At 38.2% G+C, this 17,374-nt stretch carries 14 protein-coding genes; 13 read left to right on the plus strand and 1 reads right to left on the minus strand.

Going from position 1 to position 17,374, the window contains the following annotated elements:
• The first annotated feature begins 318 nt into the window (after positions 1-318).
• The gene (locus JOE23_RS03750) at positions 319-492 is read left to right on the plus strand and encodes a hypothetical protein (protein ID WP_204435962.1); all 174 of its coding nucleotides are present in this window, start codon (positions 319-321) and stop codon (positions 490-492) included.
• A gap of 212 nt (positions 493-704) precedes the next feature.
• On the opposite strand, the gene JOE23_RS03755 is transcribed toward JOE23_RS03750, so the two are convergent.
• On the minus strand, positions 705-2,417 hold the full coding sequence (locus JOE23_RS03755) for an Rqc2 family fibronectin-binding protein (protein WP_204435963.1): 1,713 nt from the start codon (positions 2,415-2,417) through the stop codon (positions 705-707).
• Between the two features lie 89 nt (positions 2,418-2,506).
• Between JOE23_RS03755 and JOE23_RS03760 the strand changes: the two genes are divergently transcribed.
• The 12 genes from JOE23_RS03760 (at position 2,507) to rsgA (ending at position 17,373) form a co-directional block, all read left to right on the plus strand.
• Positions 2,507-5,152, plus strand: a complete 2,646-nt coding sequence (locus JOE23_RS03760) for an HAD-IC family P-type ATPase (RefSeq protein WP_204435964.1) — start codon at positions 2,507-2,509, stop codon at positions 5,150-5,152.
• 317 nt (positions 5,153-5,469) lie between these two features.
• Positions 5,470-6,351, plus strand: coding sequence for a YicC/YloC family endoribonuclease (locus JOE23_RS03765; protein ID WP_204435965.1), 882 nt, complete (start codon positions 5,470-5,472; stop codon positions 6,349-6,351).
• A 93-nt stretch (positions 6,352-6,444) separates the two neighbouring features.
• The gene (remA, locus tag JOE23_RS03770) at positions 6,445-6,705 is read left to right on the plus strand and encodes an extracellular matrix/biofilm regulator RemA (protein ID WP_204435966.1); all 261 of its coding nucleotides are present in this window, start codon (positions 6,445-6,447) and stop codon (positions 6,703-6,705) included.
• Between the two features lie 79 nt (positions 6,706-6,784).
• Positions 6,785-7,405, plus strand: coding sequence for a guanylate kinase (gene gmk / locus JOE23_RS03775; RefSeq protein ID WP_204435967.1), 621 nt, complete (start codon positions 6,785-6,787; stop codon positions 7,403-7,405).
• Positions 7,402-7,617 carry a DNA-directed RNA polymerase subunit omega gene (gene rpoZ, locus JOE23_RS03780; RefSeq protein WP_275581442.1) on the plus strand — a complete coding sequence of 72 codons (216 nt, stop codon included), beginning with the start codon at positions 7,402-7,404 and terminating at the stop codon, positions 7,615-7,617. The genes gmk and rpoZ overlap by 4 nt, the downstream gene beginning before the upstream one ends.
• Positions 7,618-7,705: 88 nt before the next feature.
• On the plus strand, positions 7,706-8,908 hold the full coding sequence (gene coaBC, locus JOE23_RS03785) for a bifunctional phosphopantothenoylcysteine decarboxylase/phosphopantothenate--cysteine ligase CoaBC (RefSeq protein WP_204435968.1): 1,203 nt from the start codon (positions 7,706-7,708) through the stop codon (positions 8,906-8,908).
• Entirely contained in the window at positions 8,908-11,316 is a 2,409-nt protein-coding gene (priA, locus tag JOE23_RS03790) for a primosomal protein N' (RefSeq protein ID WP_204435969.1), read from the plus strand. Before coaBC ends, priA begins: the two co-directional genes overlap by 1 nt.
• Before the next feature lie 14 nt (positions 11,317-11,330).
• Positions 11,331-12,278 (plus strand): methionyl-tRNA formyltransferase, encoded by a 948-nt coding sequence (fmt, locus tag JOE23_RS03795; RefSeq protein WP_204435970.1) that lies wholly within the window; start codon positions 11,331-11,333, stop codon positions 12,276-12,278.
• Positions 12,271-13,632, plus strand: a complete 1,362-nt coding sequence (gene rsmB / locus JOE23_RS03800; RefSeq protein WP_204435971.1) for a 16S rRNA (cytosine(967)-C(5))-methyltransferase RsmB — start codon at positions 12,271-12,273, stop codon at positions 13,630-13,632. Before fmt ends, rsmB begins: the two co-directional genes overlap by 8 nt.
• Before the next feature lie 40 nt (positions 13,633-13,672).
• The gene (locus JOE23_RS03805) at positions 13,673-14,431 is read left to right on the plus strand and encodes a Stp1/IreP family PP2C-type Ser/Thr phosphatase (RefSeq protein ID WP_204435972.1); all 759 of its coding nucleotides are present in this window, start codon (positions 13,673-13,675) and stop codon (positions 14,429-14,431) included.
• On the plus strand, positions 14,425-16,488 hold the full coding sequence (gene pknB / locus JOE23_RS03810; RefSeq protein WP_204435973.1) for a Stk1 family PASTA domain-containing Ser/Thr kinase: 2,064 nt from the start codon (positions 14,425-14,427) through the stop codon (positions 16,486-16,488). Before JOE23_RS03805 ends, pknB begins: the two co-directional genes overlap by 7 nt.
• Positions 16,489-16,491: 3 nt before the next feature.
• Positions 16,492-17,373 carry a ribosome small subunit-dependent GTPase A gene (rsgA, locus tag JOE23_RS03815; protein ID WP_204435974.1) on the plus strand — a complete coding sequence of 294 codons (882 nt, stop codon included), beginning with the start codon at positions 16,492-16,494 and terminating at the stop codon, positions 17,371-17,373.
• Position 17,374 lies beyond the last annotated feature (1 nt).

The following is a 17,374-nucleotide window of genomic DNA, read 5'->3' on the forward strand; positions in this document are numbered from 1 at the left end:
GAGAGAGGCTTGTTGAAAAGAAACAGATTAAAAAAAGAGGAACCAAGGTGAGACTCCATGAGGAAAGCATCGAGACTGCTGAAAAACTAACCCATGGAGGTATTTTATAATTAAAGTATGGTGTATTCCACTCCAGTTACAGACGATCGCTTTCCGCGGGCACGGCCTCAGCTAACTTCTCCTAGCCAAGAACGCGAGGAGAAGTGGATCTTCGGACGCGTGCTATTCCCGCTGGAGTCGTCGTCTTTCACTTCCGTTTTAATCTCTTTTCTTTGGTATAATAGAAAGAGAAAGTAATAAGAAAAGAGCGGTGAAATGATGTTAAAACAACAAACATCCCTTTCGTTAAGTCCTTATACGCAACTTTATGATGCGCTTACTCCAAAAGACAACTTTCTTCGTCAAATGCACGATCTTGTTGACTTCCGTGAAAAAGAGATAAAACAGAGTCTCTATACTCTGAAAAACAAGCGTAATTTCTCACTTTTATAATGAGGATTACGCTCAATTTTTTATTTTATTGTTACGCGAGAAAAATAACACTTTTTCAGCAGTCTCGAAAGCATCAGTCGAAGAGCCACTTGAGTAGCGTTTTTTCTACTCAAGTGGCTGAGGGGATGCTCCAGGCTAGAGCTACATAGTTAAGGAGCTAAACCCCATGTAGCTTTTGTGCCTGCGGTGCGCCAACACGTTTGTGTATTACCTTATTGTTTTAATTTCTTAATAAACTGCTGGTCTGGTGTGACAAATAATGTTTTTTGGTGATCATAAATCACATAGCCTGGTTTAGCGCCATTTGGCTTTTTTACATGACGAATTTCTGTATAATCAACAGGAACAGAAGAAGATTGACTTGCTTTACTAAATAAGGCGGCTAACTGTGCTGCTTCAGCTAAGGTGTCTTCACTAGGTGAATCGGAACGAATAACGACATGCGAGCCAGGAATATCTTTAGTATGAAGCCAGATATCTCGACGACCAGCAAGGCGCATGGTTAAATATTCATTTTGTTTATTATTTCGTCCAACTAAAATCGGTGTCCCATCTGTTGCTAAATACTGTTCTGGATCAGGTTTGCCCGTTTTTTTCTTTTGTTTACGATCGTAAACTTTCTTTTTTAAATAGCCTTGTTCCCGAAGCTCCTCACGTATATCTTCAATGTCTTCGACGCGTGCGGTTTCAACTTGTTGGATCAACTGATCAAGATAGTCCATTTCTTGTTCAGCTTTTTTTATTTCATGCTTTAGCTTCTGTTTAGATGTTTTTAATTTCTGATATGTTTTAAAATAATGTTGTGCATTTTCACTTGGTGTTTTATTGGGGTTAAGCTCAATCGTCAATGATTGTTGATCAGGATCATAGTAATCGATCACATCGATTTGTTGATCTCCAGCTTTGACAAGATGTAAATGAGCGGTCAATAACTCCCCTTGTTTTTGATAGAATTCAGCTCGTTCGGCCTTTTTTAATGTTTGTTTCTGTTTTTTTATCTTTCTTTTATTTTTGTCATATTCATTATTTAAGAACTTTATTAAATCCCCAGCCTGTTGCTTCACACGATCTCTTTCTGCTTTATCAGCATAGAAGTTATCGAGCATATCGCTAACGGAAGCAAACACTTTAGATTCACCATCAAACCGCTCAAGTGCAATGACGTGGAAATCCTCTTTGCCCCCATAATGAATAACAGGTGTTAGCTCATCATTGTTAATTTGTTCAATCATTTGTTTAAAGGATTTGGCGATATGGGCAACCGTTTTAGGTTGGACTTGATTACATATCTCACTAGCTAGTAATGGTGAGATTCCCATAAATGTATTAACAAGCTTTTGTTGATAAGAGAGGTCACCACCTGTATTTTCTAAAATGTCTTCAATCGACTGCAAATCGGTTGAGAACGGATTCTTCTTATCTTGGTCAGGCGGATAGATGTAAGTTTGTCCCGGTAGTATGGTGCGGTATCGATTTTGATTGGGGGAAATATGCTTAATGCTGTCTAGTATATGCCCTTTTTCACGGTCAATCAAAATAATGTTGCTGTGTTTCCCCATAATCTCAACGACAAGCTTTTTACTTATGTCATCGCCAATCTCATTCTTACCCCGTACATTTATTTCAATAATCCGCTCATTCTTGTACTGATGAATGGATTCAATAAAACTTCCAATCAGATGCTTTCTTAATAACATACAAAACATTGGCGGCTCCGCAGGATTTTGAAAGGGTTCTTCGGTTAAATGAATCCGCGAATAGCTAGGATGTGCAGATAGAAGTAAGCTGTGGTTAGAACGTTGTGCCCTAATGGTTAAAATTAACTCTGTCGCAGTAGGCTGATAGACTTTGGTTACCCGACCAGAAGTTAAAAGTTTGTTTAATTCATTTGATATCGCATGTGTTACGATGCCATCAAAAGCCATAATATCACCTCATTCTTAACATTATAGCATGTTTTTACTTGCAGATGCATATCAATCAGTACGAGTGAACAATGATGGAGGAATGCTAGGTGAAATGGTATAAACTTTCAGTTAACGAAGTGATTAATCAATTAGGCAGTCATGCGAACTTCGGTTTAACAGAGGACATAGCAGCACAGCGTCTTAAAAAAAATGGCAGTAATCAATTAACAGACCAACAAAAGCCTTTGTGGTTTATGCTGTTTTTTAAACAATTCCAAGATTTTATGGTGATTGTTCTTCTTATTGCCACTTTTATTGCTGCCTATTTAGGTGAATTTATTGATGCGATTGTCATTGTAATTATCGTGTTAATTAATAGTTTATTAGGATTCTTTCAAGAACAAAAAGCAGAAAGATCGTTGTCAAAGTTAAAAGCAATGGCAACACCTAATGCTTTTGTATTAAGAAATGGACATTGGGTGACGATTCCTTCCCAGCATGTGGTTATTGGTGATATTGTTAAGTTGAAGAATGGGGACCGTGTGGTAGCTGATATGAGAATTATCAGCAGTACACAACTGGCGATTGAAGAATCCGCCTTAACGGGTGAAACGCTACCCATTCAAAAAACAAGTCAAGCGATTGAGACACAGCAATTGAATATTGCTGATCAAACCAATATGGCTTTTATGGGTTCAATGGTTGCTACTGGGCATGGTATAGGTATTGTTGTTGCTACTGGTATGCAAACAATGGTTGGTCAAATCGCTGATTTAATTGTTCAAGCCCCTAGTCAAAAAACACCACTTGAAAAAAGATTACAACATTTAGGGAAAGTTCTTATCTTTATTTCTTTGGTCTTGACAGCTTTAGTTGTATTAGCAGGTGTTTGGCAAGGACAACCATTATATCAAATGTTCCTTGCAGGAATATCTTTAGCTGTTGCCGTTATCCCAGAAGGTTTACCGGCTATTGTAACGGTCGTATTATCATTAGGTGTACAAAGGATGATTAAACGAAAAGCAATCGTAAGAAAATTAAGTGCCGTGGAAACGTTAGGTAGTACGTCGGTCATTTGTTCTGATAAAACAGGGACACTCACAGAAAATAAAATGACTGTCGTTGAACTGTTTACTAATAATAAAAGTTTTCAAGTATCAGGGGGATATGGTTTAACAGGTTCATTTACAAATGCGACAAACCAAGTCGAGTCGGATATGCTTAATCAACTGTTGATGTACAGTTCGTTATGTTGCAATGCCGAGATGTTAGACAATAATGGAAATATAACATTACAAGGTGATCCTACCGAAGTGGCAATTATCATGGCAGCCCTAAAAAAAGATCAACAGTTAGTCGAAGCGAAGACGTTAACAAAAGTTAAAGAGTTTCCTTTTGATGCGAATCGAAAACGGATGTCGGTTGTTGTAAAGGATAGAAACAATCACTATATGTCGATTGTTAAAGGCGCACCGGATCTGCTATTAGATTGCACTTCAAAGCTGACATTGAATGGACAAGTTCAGTCACTAAGTCAACAAATGAAGCGGCAGATACAACAACAAATCGAGTCGATGGCCAATCAAGCTTATCGAACGATCGCTGTATGTATGAAGCCTTTACCATCTCCACACGCGCTAAAAATTGAGCAGGTGGAAAGTCAATTGATCTTTATGGGTTTAATAGGTATGGTGGACCCACCTCGTCGAGAAGCAAAGTTAGCGATTAAACAATGCAAAGATGCCGGGATTAAAACGATTATGATAACAGGTGATCATGCCAAAACAGCCAGTGCTGTCGCAAAGTCACTTGATATCATTTCTTCAGAACAACAAGTGATTACTGGGCAAGATCTCGAAGTGATGTCAGAGGAGATGTTAAAACAACAGGTTGATCATGTCCATGTTTTTGCTCGAGTTACACCAAAAGATAAGCTTAGAATTGTCCAAGCATTACAAGCTAACGGACATGTAGTTGCTATGACAGGAGATGGGGTAAATGATGCGCCTGCTTTAAAAGTAAGTGATATCGGCGTTAGCATGGGAAAAACGGGAACAGATGTGGCTAAAGAGGCATCTGATTTAATTTTGTTAGATGATAATTTCGCTACCATTGTTGGAGCTGTGGAAGAGGGACGTAATATCTATGAGAACATTCGAAAGTTCATTCGTTATTTATTAGCATCAAATGTTGGTGAAATACTCGTAATGTTATTTGCGATGCTAGCCGCTTTACCCCTGCCTTTATTACCCGTTCAAATTTTGTGGGTTAACCTTGTTACCGATGGGTTACCGGCACTAGCTTTAGGACTTGATCGTCCCGAGCGTGATTTAATGCAACACCCCCCAAGACCTGTTAAAGAAGGTGTTTTCGCACGTGGCTTAGGGATCAAAATTGTTTCCAGGGGATTATTTATTGGTGTGATTACTTTTCTTGCATTTGTGATGGCATTTCAAAATGGTGCTCAATCCGTCGCTTATGCAAGGACAATAGCATTTATGACCCTTGTCATGGCTCAATTAATTCATGTTTTCGATTGTAGGAGTCATCGATCAGTCTTTGATCGTAACCCATTTGGTAATAAATATTTAATTATTGCTGTTATTTCATCGATTGCTTTATTATTACCTGTTATCTATTTTGAGCCACTTCAAATCATTTTTCATACCGTTGCTTTAACCGGTACAGATTGGTTAGGCATTCTTCTATTCAGTGCGTTACCAACATTGTTGTTTGGTTTTACAAGACGCTAATTTAATGTGTATAATATATACCGTAAAGTAAAAATTTCCTTGGCTTAGTGAGTTTTTAACTCAATGCCTTTAGTAGCTTCTCTTTTTGGGGTATTGTACGATGATGTGAGGTCAATGGATAGCCGTTATTTGACTATCCATTTTTACACGTTAAGAAAGCACAGTTTTTAATATTTGCCCCGTTATAAAGCCCTTAGCACAACGCATTTACTATAGAGCGAACGCATGCTAATTTTTTAATTCATGCTTGAAATTAAAAAATTAGTAATAACCTACTTTAGAAAGAGTGGCAAAGGAAGATAATAGGATGTGATGGTTTGGTAAAAAGTATGACAGGTTATGGCGAAGTAGACTTAGTGTTAGATCAGACAAAGATTAAGGTTGAAATAAAATCGGTCAACCACCGCTTTTTAGATTTATCGATAAAAATGCCTCGTTCCATTGATAAATATGAAGAACAGATTAAACAACTGATGCGTACTTATTTTATACGGGGCAGGATCGAATGTTACATCCATATTTTTGATGAACGTATAGCAAATCAAACAGTAGCTGTTAACTGGTCATTACTCGAGCAATATGATGACGCACTTCAACGTATTTCTAATCAATATCCTGATTCTGCACAAGCATTATTGACGTTATTACCAGAATTAACAGATGTTTTTCAAATCGCAGAACCAGATGAAATAGAAGCAAAGTTAGTTAGTCAAATGCTTGATGCTGTGAATAGTGCCTGTCAGCGCGTCAATGATATGCGAGAAGCTGAAGGTTCAAAATTAGCAGAAGATGTAAAGTATCGAATAATAACGGCTAGAAATATTACAGCTGAACTCACTCACTTGCGTGAACAAGTGAAAACGCATCACTATGAGCGGATGTTAGAAAGATTAAATGCTTTATTAATGAAGCAAGGTTTAAAACAAGATGAACGCTTCTATTATGAATTGGCAAGTCTAGCTGAAAAAGGTGATTTAACAGAAGAATTAGTTCGTATTCAAAGTCATATTGAGCAGATGGAGACATTACTTGAGCAACCTAATGAAACAGGGCGTAAACTGGATTTCATTGTTCAAGAAATGATCAGGGAAGCGAATACCATCGGTGCAAAAGCCAATGATCCTTCTATTAGTGAATATGTAATAGAATTAAAGGCAACAATTGAAAAGATAAAGGAACAGGTTCAAAATATTGAATAGACATTTCAAATCTTCTTCATTTATAATATAATGATATAGATAACATAGGAGAAGGACGTAACGATCCAATCGGATATAAGAGGGGGAGCAAGCTTGAGTTTAAGATTAATTAATATTGGCTTTGGAAATGTTGTTTCAGCCAATCGTATTATTACGATCGTCTCACCAGAATCCGCACCTATTAAACGTATTATTACGGTTGCCCGAGACAATAACAAACTGGTCGATGCTACTTACGGTAGACGGACACGTGCGGTTATTATAACAGACAGTGATCATGTTGTATTATCTGCAGTACAACCTGAAACCGTTGGACAACGTGTGCTAAGCCATGAAGAAGAGATCGATGAATAATGCGTGTTTATACGAATTTTTCTAAATAAAACAATTTAAATTAAGATGATGAAGAGATAATGATGGAGGGAATAAATCGTTGATTGAACAAAAAGGAATTTTATTTATTTTGTCGGGCCCATCGGGGGTAGGGAAAGGAACGGTTAGAAAAGCACTATTTGAAAAAGATACTGCATTGCAATATTCGATTTCAATGACCACACGCCCGATACGTCCGGGTGAAAAAGAAAGTGTTGATTATTTTTATCGTTCGAAAGAAGAATTTGAATCGATGATTGAAAAAAATCAATTGCTTGAACATGCTGAATATGTAGGGAATTATTATGGTACCCCCCGTCATTATGTTGAAGAAACACTTGATCAAGGAAAAGATGTTTTTCTTGAAATTGAAGTCCAAGGCGCATTACAAGTAAAGGAAAACTTTCCGGAAGGTGTTTTTATATTTCTATCACCTCCAAGCTTAGATGAACTAAAAAATCGAATTATTAGTCGAGGTACAGAAACAGAATCACTGGTCATGAATCGACTTAAAGCAGCAAAAGACGAAATTGAACTGATGGATGCTTATGATTATGTTGTTGTTAATGATCAAGTCGACCATGCCGTAGACAAAGTTCAAGCTATTGTCAAGAGTGAACACTGTAAACGTGAACGCGTAGCTAGTCAATATAAAAAATTGTTGGAGGTGAGCCAATCATGATGTTAGAGCCGTCAATCGACCAATTACAAACAAAAATCAATTCTAAATATACATTAGTTATCTTATCTGCTCGCCGTGCTCGACAGATTCAAAATACCAAAATTGTTCAAATTGAAGCACCAACAGCAGCAAAAAATGTTGGTATTGCTTTAGAAGAAATTCATGCGGGAAAATTAACGTATGTATCGACTGAATATAAAGAAAGACGCTAATCACGTCGCCGTTAAACGACCCCTTGTTTGCCAATCGGCAGGCGAGGGGTTAAACTTTTAGCGTACTAAAGATAGAGGATGTGATCAAATGTTAACAGATAAAAAGATTGTATTAGGGGTTACAGGTGGAATAGCTGCCTATAAAGCTATTGCACTAACAAGCAAGTTAACCCAAGCTGGAGCAATAGTAAAAGTGATTTTAACAAAAGGGGCGCAACAGTTTGTTACCCCACTTTCATTTCAATCGATTTCACGACAGCCAGTCTATGTCGATACATTTGATGAGCTTGATCCAAAGGAAATTCAACATATTGAATTAGCTGATTGGGCAGATTTGATTGTGATTGCTCCTGCTACTGCCAATATTATTGGCAAATATGCAAGTGGTATTGCAGATGATATGTTAACGACGACCTTATTAGCGACTGAAGCACCAGTATACCTTGCGCCTGCTATGAATGTCCACATGTATCAGCATCGAGCAGTTCAGGATAATATGGCGCGTTTAAAAGAACGAGGATGCCATTTTATTGATCCGAGTGAAGGGTATTTAGCCTGTGGCTATCATGGGAAAGGGCGACTACCGGAACCTGAAGAAATGATTGAGTATTTAAAAAGGGAACAAGAAAAAGCAAAGCCTTTGGCTGGCAAACGACTGTTAGTCTCAGCTGGACCGACACAGGAAACCATTGATCCTGTTCGTTTTCTAAGCAATCATTCATCTGGAAAGATGGGCTTTGCCATTGCAGAAGTAGCTGCCCAATTAGGCGCGATCGTAACCTTAGTGAGTGGCCCCGTTGATTTGTCTACGCCGAAAGCTGTTGAGCGAATCAATATTACAACTGCCGAAGAAATGTATCAAACGATGTTGGACCACTTTGCTGAACAAGATATTGTCATCAAATCAGCAGCTGTTGCTGATTACCGTCCAGTCACGGTTCATCAGCATAAATTAAAAAAGCAAGCGGATACGCTAACGCTTGAGTTAGAAAGAACAAAAGATATTTTACAAGCACTAGGTAGCCAAAAGCGTGATCAGTATTTGGTTGGATTTGCTGCGGAAACAGAAAATATGGAGGCATATGGTCAACAAAAGCTGACTCGAAAAAATTTAGATGCTATTGTGATAAATGATATAACCAAGGCGGGGGCAGGTTTTAAGTCAGACACCAATGAAGTCGTTATATTAACAAAGTCTGGAATGAAAACAAGAATTGAGCTGACTAGCAAACAAGCTATTGCCTATCAGTTACTGAATCAGATAGCTAAAGAAATGGGAGTAGATCGCTAGTGACGGTTGCTAGAGTTGTTGTCGACGTGCCCGCGTCACAAACTAATAAAGTATTTGACTACTTAATTCCAGAACATTTATTAGGGACGATTGAAGTGGGTATACGCGTGATTGTCCCTTTTGGTTCGAGAACGATCATGGGCTATGTATTGGAAATAGCAGAGGATACAGAGGTTGAGCGTGTAAAGGCGATTAAAGATTTGCTTGATTATACACCGATTTTAACAGAAGAATTAATTGAATTAGGTAAGTGGTTGGCTGATCATACGATGAGTTTTTATATATCAGCATTTCAAGCGATGCTGCCGCAAGCGTTAAAAGCAGATTATCGTAAACAAGTACATCGAATAACCGATGCCCCTTTAGTGCCAATACTAGAGTCTGTTTTTGCAGGAAGGGATTACATCGATGAAAAAGATTTATCAGAGCAAGATATTCCGCTTAAGTATGTTAAACAAGGTATAGCAGATGGCGATCTGGAAATGGTCTATCAAGTTAAAAGTAAAGAAACCTATAAAAAAGTGACCATGATCAAACGAAAAGTAGCTGTCGAACGTTTAGATGCTTATGTAGCTAATTTATCAAATCGGGCTAAAAAACAGCGAGAATTAATAAATTATTTTGTAAGTCACGATCAACCGGTTATGTTAAAAGTATTTTTGGCAAAAATGAAGACAACACGTCAAACGTTAAAGCCGCTTTTATCTGCTGGCATAGTAGAATTATATCAAGAAGAGTTATATCGTAATCCATATCGCGATGATTTAATTAAGCCGACAAGCCCATTACCATTGAAGCCACAACAGCAACGCGCACTTACTCCAATTGTTAATAAACTTGATCAGATACAGCATCAGGTTTTCTTATTACATGGTGTAACGGGTAGTGGAAAAACAGAAGTGTATTTACAAGCTATTGATCATGCTTTATCCCTTGGTAAAGAAGCGATCGTACTTGTTCCAGAGATAGCACTGACCCCCCAAATGGTCAATCGTTTTAAAGGGAGATTTGGAGCGGATGTGGCTGTTATGCACAGTGCACTGTCAAAAGGGGAACGGTTTGATGAATGGCGGAAAATACAAAGAAAAGAAGTTAAGGTTGTGGTTGGTGCCCGATCAGCCATTTTCGTTCCATTTGAGAATATTGGCTTAATTATTATTGACGAGGAACATGAATCAAGCTATAAACAAGAGGATCATCCGCGTTATCATGTTAAAGATGTAGCGATTGCGCGTGGTGAATATCATCGATGTCCAGTTATACTAGGTACCGCGACGCCGACATTAGAAACATTTGCTCGTGCGAATAAAGGGGTTTATCATTTACTATCAATGCCAGCACGAATGAATGAAAGTCACATGCCAAATGTCTCGGTTGTAGATATGAGGCAAGAATTGCATGCTGGAAATCGGACCATGTTTTCTCGACAACTGAAAGCAGCAATCGAAGAAAGGATTGCAAGAAATGAACAAGTTGTTTTATTTCTAAATCGACGAGGACACTCAACCTTTGTTATGTGTAGAGATTGTGGAGATGTCATTCAATGTCCGCATTGTGATATATCGCTCACTTATCATCGTAAACAAAACCTGTTAAAATGTCATTATTGTAATTATCAAGAAAAAATGCCACAAAAATGTCCGAGTTGCGAGAGTCAAACGATTCGATACTTTGGTACGGGGACTCAAAAAGTAGAAGAAATGATTCACCAGCTAATACCTGAGGCAAGAGTGATCCGGATGGACGTGGACACGACACGAAAAAAAGGAGCTCATGAGCGTTTGCTTAGTCAATTTGCTGAAAAACAAGCTGATATTTTACTAGGCACACAAATGATTGCTAAAGGTTTAGACTTTCCTGATGTCACGCTAGTAGGTGTATTAGCAGCAGACAGTTTGTTAAATTTACCAGACTTTAGATCATCGGAAAAAACTTTTCAACTTTTGACACAGGTTAGTGGAAGAGCGGGTCGTCATCACCTTGAAGGTGAAGTTATTGTTCAAACGTATACACCAGAACACTATAGTATTACGTTTGCTAAAGACTATGATTATCTTGGTTTCTTTGAAAAAGAAATGGCATTGAGAAAAGCTTTTCAATATCCGCCTTACTATTTTTTGACGTTAATTACCGTGTCGCACCAAAACCCAAATCAAGCGCTAGAAGTCACACGGACGATTAGTCAATTATTAGCAAAACATTTGTCAAATCAAGCACGTATTTTAGGACCCACACCATCACCTTTAGAAAGAATAAAGAATCGCTATCGCTTTCAGTGCATGGTAAAATATAAATACGAACCAAAACAGAAACAGGTATTAGCGAAAATATTAACGTATTATGAAGAGCAGATGAGAAAAGAAGATCTGTTCATTCAAATTGACCTTCAACCATATCAATTAATGTAGAAAGAAGGGTTTTTATGAAGAAAGTTATCTTTATGGGGACGCCAGATTTTGCTGTACCGATATTACAGCAAATCATCAATGACGGCTATGAAGTCGCTCTTGTTGTTACGCAGCCTGACCGCCCAAAAGGTAGAAAGCGCACACTTACACCACCACCTGTTAAAGAAGAAGCGATTAAGCATGATTTACATGTTTATCAGCCTGAAAAGATAAAAGAAACGTATCATGAAATTTTAGCTTATAAACCAGATTTAATTGTTACTGCTGCTTTTGGGCAAATTTTGCCTAAAGCTTTGCTCGATGCACCTACCTTTGGTTGTGTGAATGTCCATGCTTCATTGTTACCTGAATTGAGGGGTGGTGCACCTATCCACTATGCAATTAAACAGGGGAAAGAAAAAACTGGAATCACGATTATGTATATGGTCGAAGCTTTAGATGCAGGTGCAATATTATCGCAGAAAGCACTACCCATTGAATATAACGATCATGTAGGAACATTACATGATAAGCTATCAAAGCTTGGGGCTGAGCTTCTACATGAAACACTCCCAGCTATTTTCAATAAAACGATTGAACCCGTTGAACAAGACGACACGAAAGCTAGTTACGCACCTAATATTACGCGTGATCAAGAAAAGATTAATTGGGGCAACGATGCTATGACTATATATAACCATATTAGAGGCTTACACCCGTGGCCAGTTGCTAGCACAACCATTAACAGTAGAAATGTGAAAATATGGTGGGGAGAAACGGTGGATCTAAAAACGGATAAAAACCCTGGAGAAATTATAAAAATGGAGTCGGATGGTGCAATTGTTGCTTGTGGAGAGCAAACAGCAATCAAGCTAACTGATATTCAAATATCCGGAAAAAAGAGGATGTCCATGAAAGATTATTTAAATGGAAGTGATCCATTGTTTAAAGTAGGTATTCAATTAGGAGTCGAACATGAGTAAATATCAACTACGAGAAAAAGTATTAGAAGTTTTAGTAAAGGTAGGAGATAGTGGTGCATTTAGTCATCTCATCATCGATCAGACGTTGAAAGAATCTGGTTGGTCGAATAAAGACCAGGCATTATTTACTGAAATCGTTTATGGGACATTACAGTATAAATTAACGCTTGACTATTTTCTCGAGCATTTTGTAAAAAAAACAGATAAGTTGGAAAAATGGGTAAGATGGCTAATATGTTTATCATTTTATCAAATGTACTATTTAGATAAAGTTCCAGATCATGCGATCATCCACCAAGCGGTTGAGATTAGTAAAATAAGAGGACATAAAGGGATTGTCAAATTGGTAAATGGTGTGTTGCGTTCAGCACAACGTCAGGGGTTTCCAGCGTTTACTGATATCGCTGATCCCATTGAACGCCTTTCGATAGAAACAAGTCACCCTTATTGGTTAGTAGAAAGATGGATCGATAGCTATGGACAAGATAAAGCAACATCCATCTGTAAAGCGAATCTCAAAACAAAACCAATAAGTATCCGTATTAATCCATTGAAAGTGACGCGAAAAGTGGTGATTGAACAACTTACTGAAGATGGCTATCAAGTGGTAGAATCAGCTTTTTCTGACCAAGGTATTGTCATTGAAAAAGGCAATATCCTTAGGCACCCGTTGCTAGAAAACGGATCAGTTACCATACAGGATCAAAGCTCTATGCTTGTTGTAGAAATGATGGCTGTTGCGGAAAACCAACACGTTTTAGACGCCTGTAGCGCACCTGGTGGAAAAACGACACATATTGCTGAAAAGCTAAATAATACGGGGCATGTATTTGCTTATGACTTGCATCAAAAGAAGGCTAATCTCGTTAAGAAGAAAGCAGAATTGCATGGTTTAATCAATGTAAGAACAAAAGGAATGGATGCTCGTTTATTAGGTAACACCCATCAACCTGCTTCATTTGACCGAATTTTAATTGATGCACCATGTTCCGGTTTGGGTGTTGTACGAGGAAAGCCAGATATAAAATATGTAAAAACTGCTGAAGATATTATCTCATTGGCACAGATTCAATACGAATTGTTGACAAGTATTGTTCCTTTGCTAAAAAAGGATGGTAAACTGGTTTATAGTACATGTACGGTTGATCCTACTGAAAACGAAGCAGTCATTACCGAATTTTTGGCTAGTCACCAAAGCTTTGAAATTGATCCTAGCTTTTTTGATGAGTTACCTAGCTTTTTGCACAGAAGCACCGGTATCACGAAAGTGGGATTGCAAATATTTCCTGATGATTTTAATTCCGATGGTTTCTTTTTGACGCGTATACGTCGTAGAATAGATGATCAATCATAAAAGTCTTATGAGTTATTGAAGATAAGAGGTGAATGGCACAATGAAACAATACTTTATTACAGATCAAGGTAAAGTTAGGCCTCATAATGAAGATGCGGGAGGACTATTCAAAAATAAAGCTGATCAAACATTAAGTATCGTTGCAGATGGAATGGGTGGCCACCAAGCTGGAGATGTGGCAAGTGAAATGGTAAAAACGTATTTCGCAAATGTTTGGGAAGCAACCGAAAGGATAGCTACACCTGAAGAGGCCGAAGCATGGTTAAAATCACATATTTTAAAAGCTAATACTAACGTTTTTCAACATGCAGAACAGAATCCTGAATGTCGAGGTATGGGCACAACAGTTATTGTTGTTATTTTCATGGCTGATCAACTGTCGATAGCCCATATTGGAGATAGCCGTTGTTACCGATATCGTGAAGATGATCTTACTCAAATTACAGATGATCATTCACTCGTTAATGAACTTGTGCGATCAGGTCAATTATCGAAGCAGGATGCTGAGTATCACCCGCGTAAAAATGTACTAATGAAAGCACTTGGTACAAACCCTTTGGTTGAACCAGATGTCTTTTCCGTGGCATGGCAAGAAGGGGATCGTTTAATCATTTGTTCAGATGGATTGACAAATAAATTAACTGATCAGGAGTTAAAGGACTATTTAGCCACGAATGAATCATTACGTGATATAGCTAAAGAGATGGTTAATGAAGCAAATGATCGCGGTGGTGAGGATAATATTACCTTAGCATTGGCAGAACACAGTGAAGCGGAGGAAGGTGATGCCACTTGTTAGAAGGGAGACTGTTAAGTGAACGTTATCAGGTCAAGAAACTGATAGGTGGCGGCGGAATGGCCAACGTGTATCTCGGTTATGACTCGATCTTAGAGCGTGAGGTAGCTATAAAAGTATTACGTTTGGAATATGCAAATGATGAGGAATTTATTACACGTTTTCATCGCGAAGCACAATCTGCCACGAGTCTATCCCATCCTAATATTGTGAATATATTCGATGTTGATGATGAAGATGATATTTATTACATGGTGATGGAATATGTCGATGGCATGACATTAAAGGAATATATTCAACATTATGGTCCAATTCCTGTAGAAGAGTCAATTGATATCATGGTGCAAATCTGTTCAGCTATTGAACATGCGCATGAAAATCATATTGTGCATAGAGATATTAAGCCCCAAAATATTTTGATAAGCCCAGATCAACAGGCCAAGGTGACTGATTTTGGTATTGCTTTAGCGTTGAGTGCGACGTCTTTGACCCAGACAAACTCTGTGTTAGGGTCTGTTCATTATTTATCACCTGAACAGGCGAGGGGTGGAACAGCTGATAAAAAGTCAGATATTTATTCTTTAGGGATTGTATTGTTTGAATTACTAACCGGAAGAATCCCGTTTTCTGGTCAATCTGCAGTTTCCATAGCTTTAAAACATTTACAGTCCAATACACCATCGATTCGACAATGGATAGATAATGTTCCGCAAAGTCTGGAGAATGTTGTATTAAAAGCCACCACAAAAGATCCTTTTCATCGCTATCAAACATTAAGCGAATTGGAGGCGGATCTGTCTACTGCACTGAACCCAGAAAGAATAAATGAACCGCCCTATGTCCAACCTGATGAACCTGGTGAGGCGACTAAGGCCATTCCTGTTGTGACAAATAAACAATTAGCACAAAGTGATACAGATAATGAGACGCTTGTCCATTCGAAACAAATGACAGACTCGACCCAGCCTGTCAATCCCAAATCTGAAAATGATGAAGCCGAGGCTAAAGATAAAAAAAGCAAGAAAAAAAAGAAAAGTAAGAAAAGTAAGAAAAGAAGGATTATCTTTTGGCTTACGATGACATTTTTGGTTGTTCTTATCGCTAGTTTGTTTGCACTTTTTATTTTGCCGAACTTGCTACAACCTGATGATATTGAGATCCCAGATTTAGAGGGAGAACATGTTGACGATGCTGAGGAATTACTAACAGAATTAGGTTTAGAAATGGAACAAGAGGATATCTTTTCAGAAGATATTGAAATCGATCATGTGGTCCATACTGATCCTGAAGCCGAAACAACCGTGAAGGAAGGAACGACGATAACGGTGTTTGTCAGTCAAGGTCCAGAAACGGAAACCTTCCCTGATTATGTCGGGCAATCGTATAGTCAAGTTGAGCGTTTATTATTACAGCGTGGCTATCAAGATGTGCAAAGAATTGACTCCTATTCTGATCAACCAGAAGGTCAAATTATTGCTCATTCTGATCCAGAGCCTGATAGTGAAGTCGTACCTGCTGAAACAGTTGTTATATTTGAAGTCAGTATTGGAGAGCGTATGATTGAGTTAGACAACCTAGTTGGAATGGATGAAGCTAGTGCACGACAATATTTGGAAGATCATGGCTTAACAGCTAATGTAACAGAAGAACATTCCGCCACGGTTAATGAAGGGGATGTTATACGTCAATCACCTGAACCCGGTACCGAATTAGAAGAGGGCGCTATTGTCAACTTAGTAATCTCTTTAGGTGAAGAAGAGCAGTCACCGATTACACATAGTGTGACCTTCAATGTTCCTTATACAGGTGATAGCAACCCATCCGATGATGAGGAAGATCAGGAAGACACAAATCCAGTAAGGCAAGATGTACGTATTTATGTGGAAGATATGAATAATGATCTCAGTGAATTATATGAGACAGATACTATTGTTAGTGATACAGAGTTCACTATACGCTTGGTCATAGCCCCGGATACTACAGCTACCTATAAAGTTGAACGTGATGATCAAGTCATTATTCAACGAACAATAGCTTATGAAGATGTGGAAGGAGATTAGTGTATGCCTGAAGGCCAAATTATCAAGGCATTAAGCGGGTTTTATTACGTGAACAGTCAAGGAATAACTTATCAGTGTAGAGCAAGAGGTCTGTTTCGTAAGCAGAAACAGACACCTCTTGTTGGTGATTTTGTTGTATTTGAAGCGGAAAACTTAACCGATGGGTATGTAACCGCACTGTTACCAAGAAAAAACCAGCTTATCCGCCCTCCTGTCGCAAATGTTGATCAAGCCTTAATCACCGTTTCGGCAAAGGAACCCGAATTCAGTACGATTTTACTCGACCGATTTTTAGTTTTAGTGGAATTTAATCATATTGAACCGATTATTCTAATAACCAAAATAGATTTATTAACAAAAGAAGAAGCTTCACATTTAAATATGTTTGTAGAAAATTATCGTAGCTTAGGTTACCAAGTGAAGTTACTATCTGATAAACCGGATCAAAACTTACAGGAAATGCAAGCAACGTTAGCAAAGCGGACTTCAGTCATCGCTGGACAATCTGGTGTGGGTAAATCTTCCCTATTGAACCGCTTAAACTCAGACTTATCAATAAAAACGGCTCAAATTTCAGCTAGCTTAGGCCGAGGAAAGCATACGACGAGACATGTGGAATTAGTAGAAGTAAGTAATGGATTAGTTGCTGATACGCCAGGGTTTAGTTCTTTAGATTTTGAACAGTTATCGCGAGAAGCTCTACCCCTATGCTTTCCAGAGTTTGAGCACTATCGTTCACAATGTAAGTTTAGAGGTTGTATGCATATAGAAGAACCTAAATGTGCGGTGAAAGCTGCGTTAGAACAAGGTGAGATCGCTGAATATCGCTACCAGCATTATTTACAATTTGAGCAAGAAATACATTCAAGAAAGCCGAGGTATTAAT

It is taken from the genome of Amphibacillus cookii (assembly GCF_016908375.1).
GTDB classification, from domain to species: Bacteria; Bacillota; Bacilli; order Bacillales; family Amphibacillaceae; genus Amphibacillus_C; species Amphibacillus_C cookii.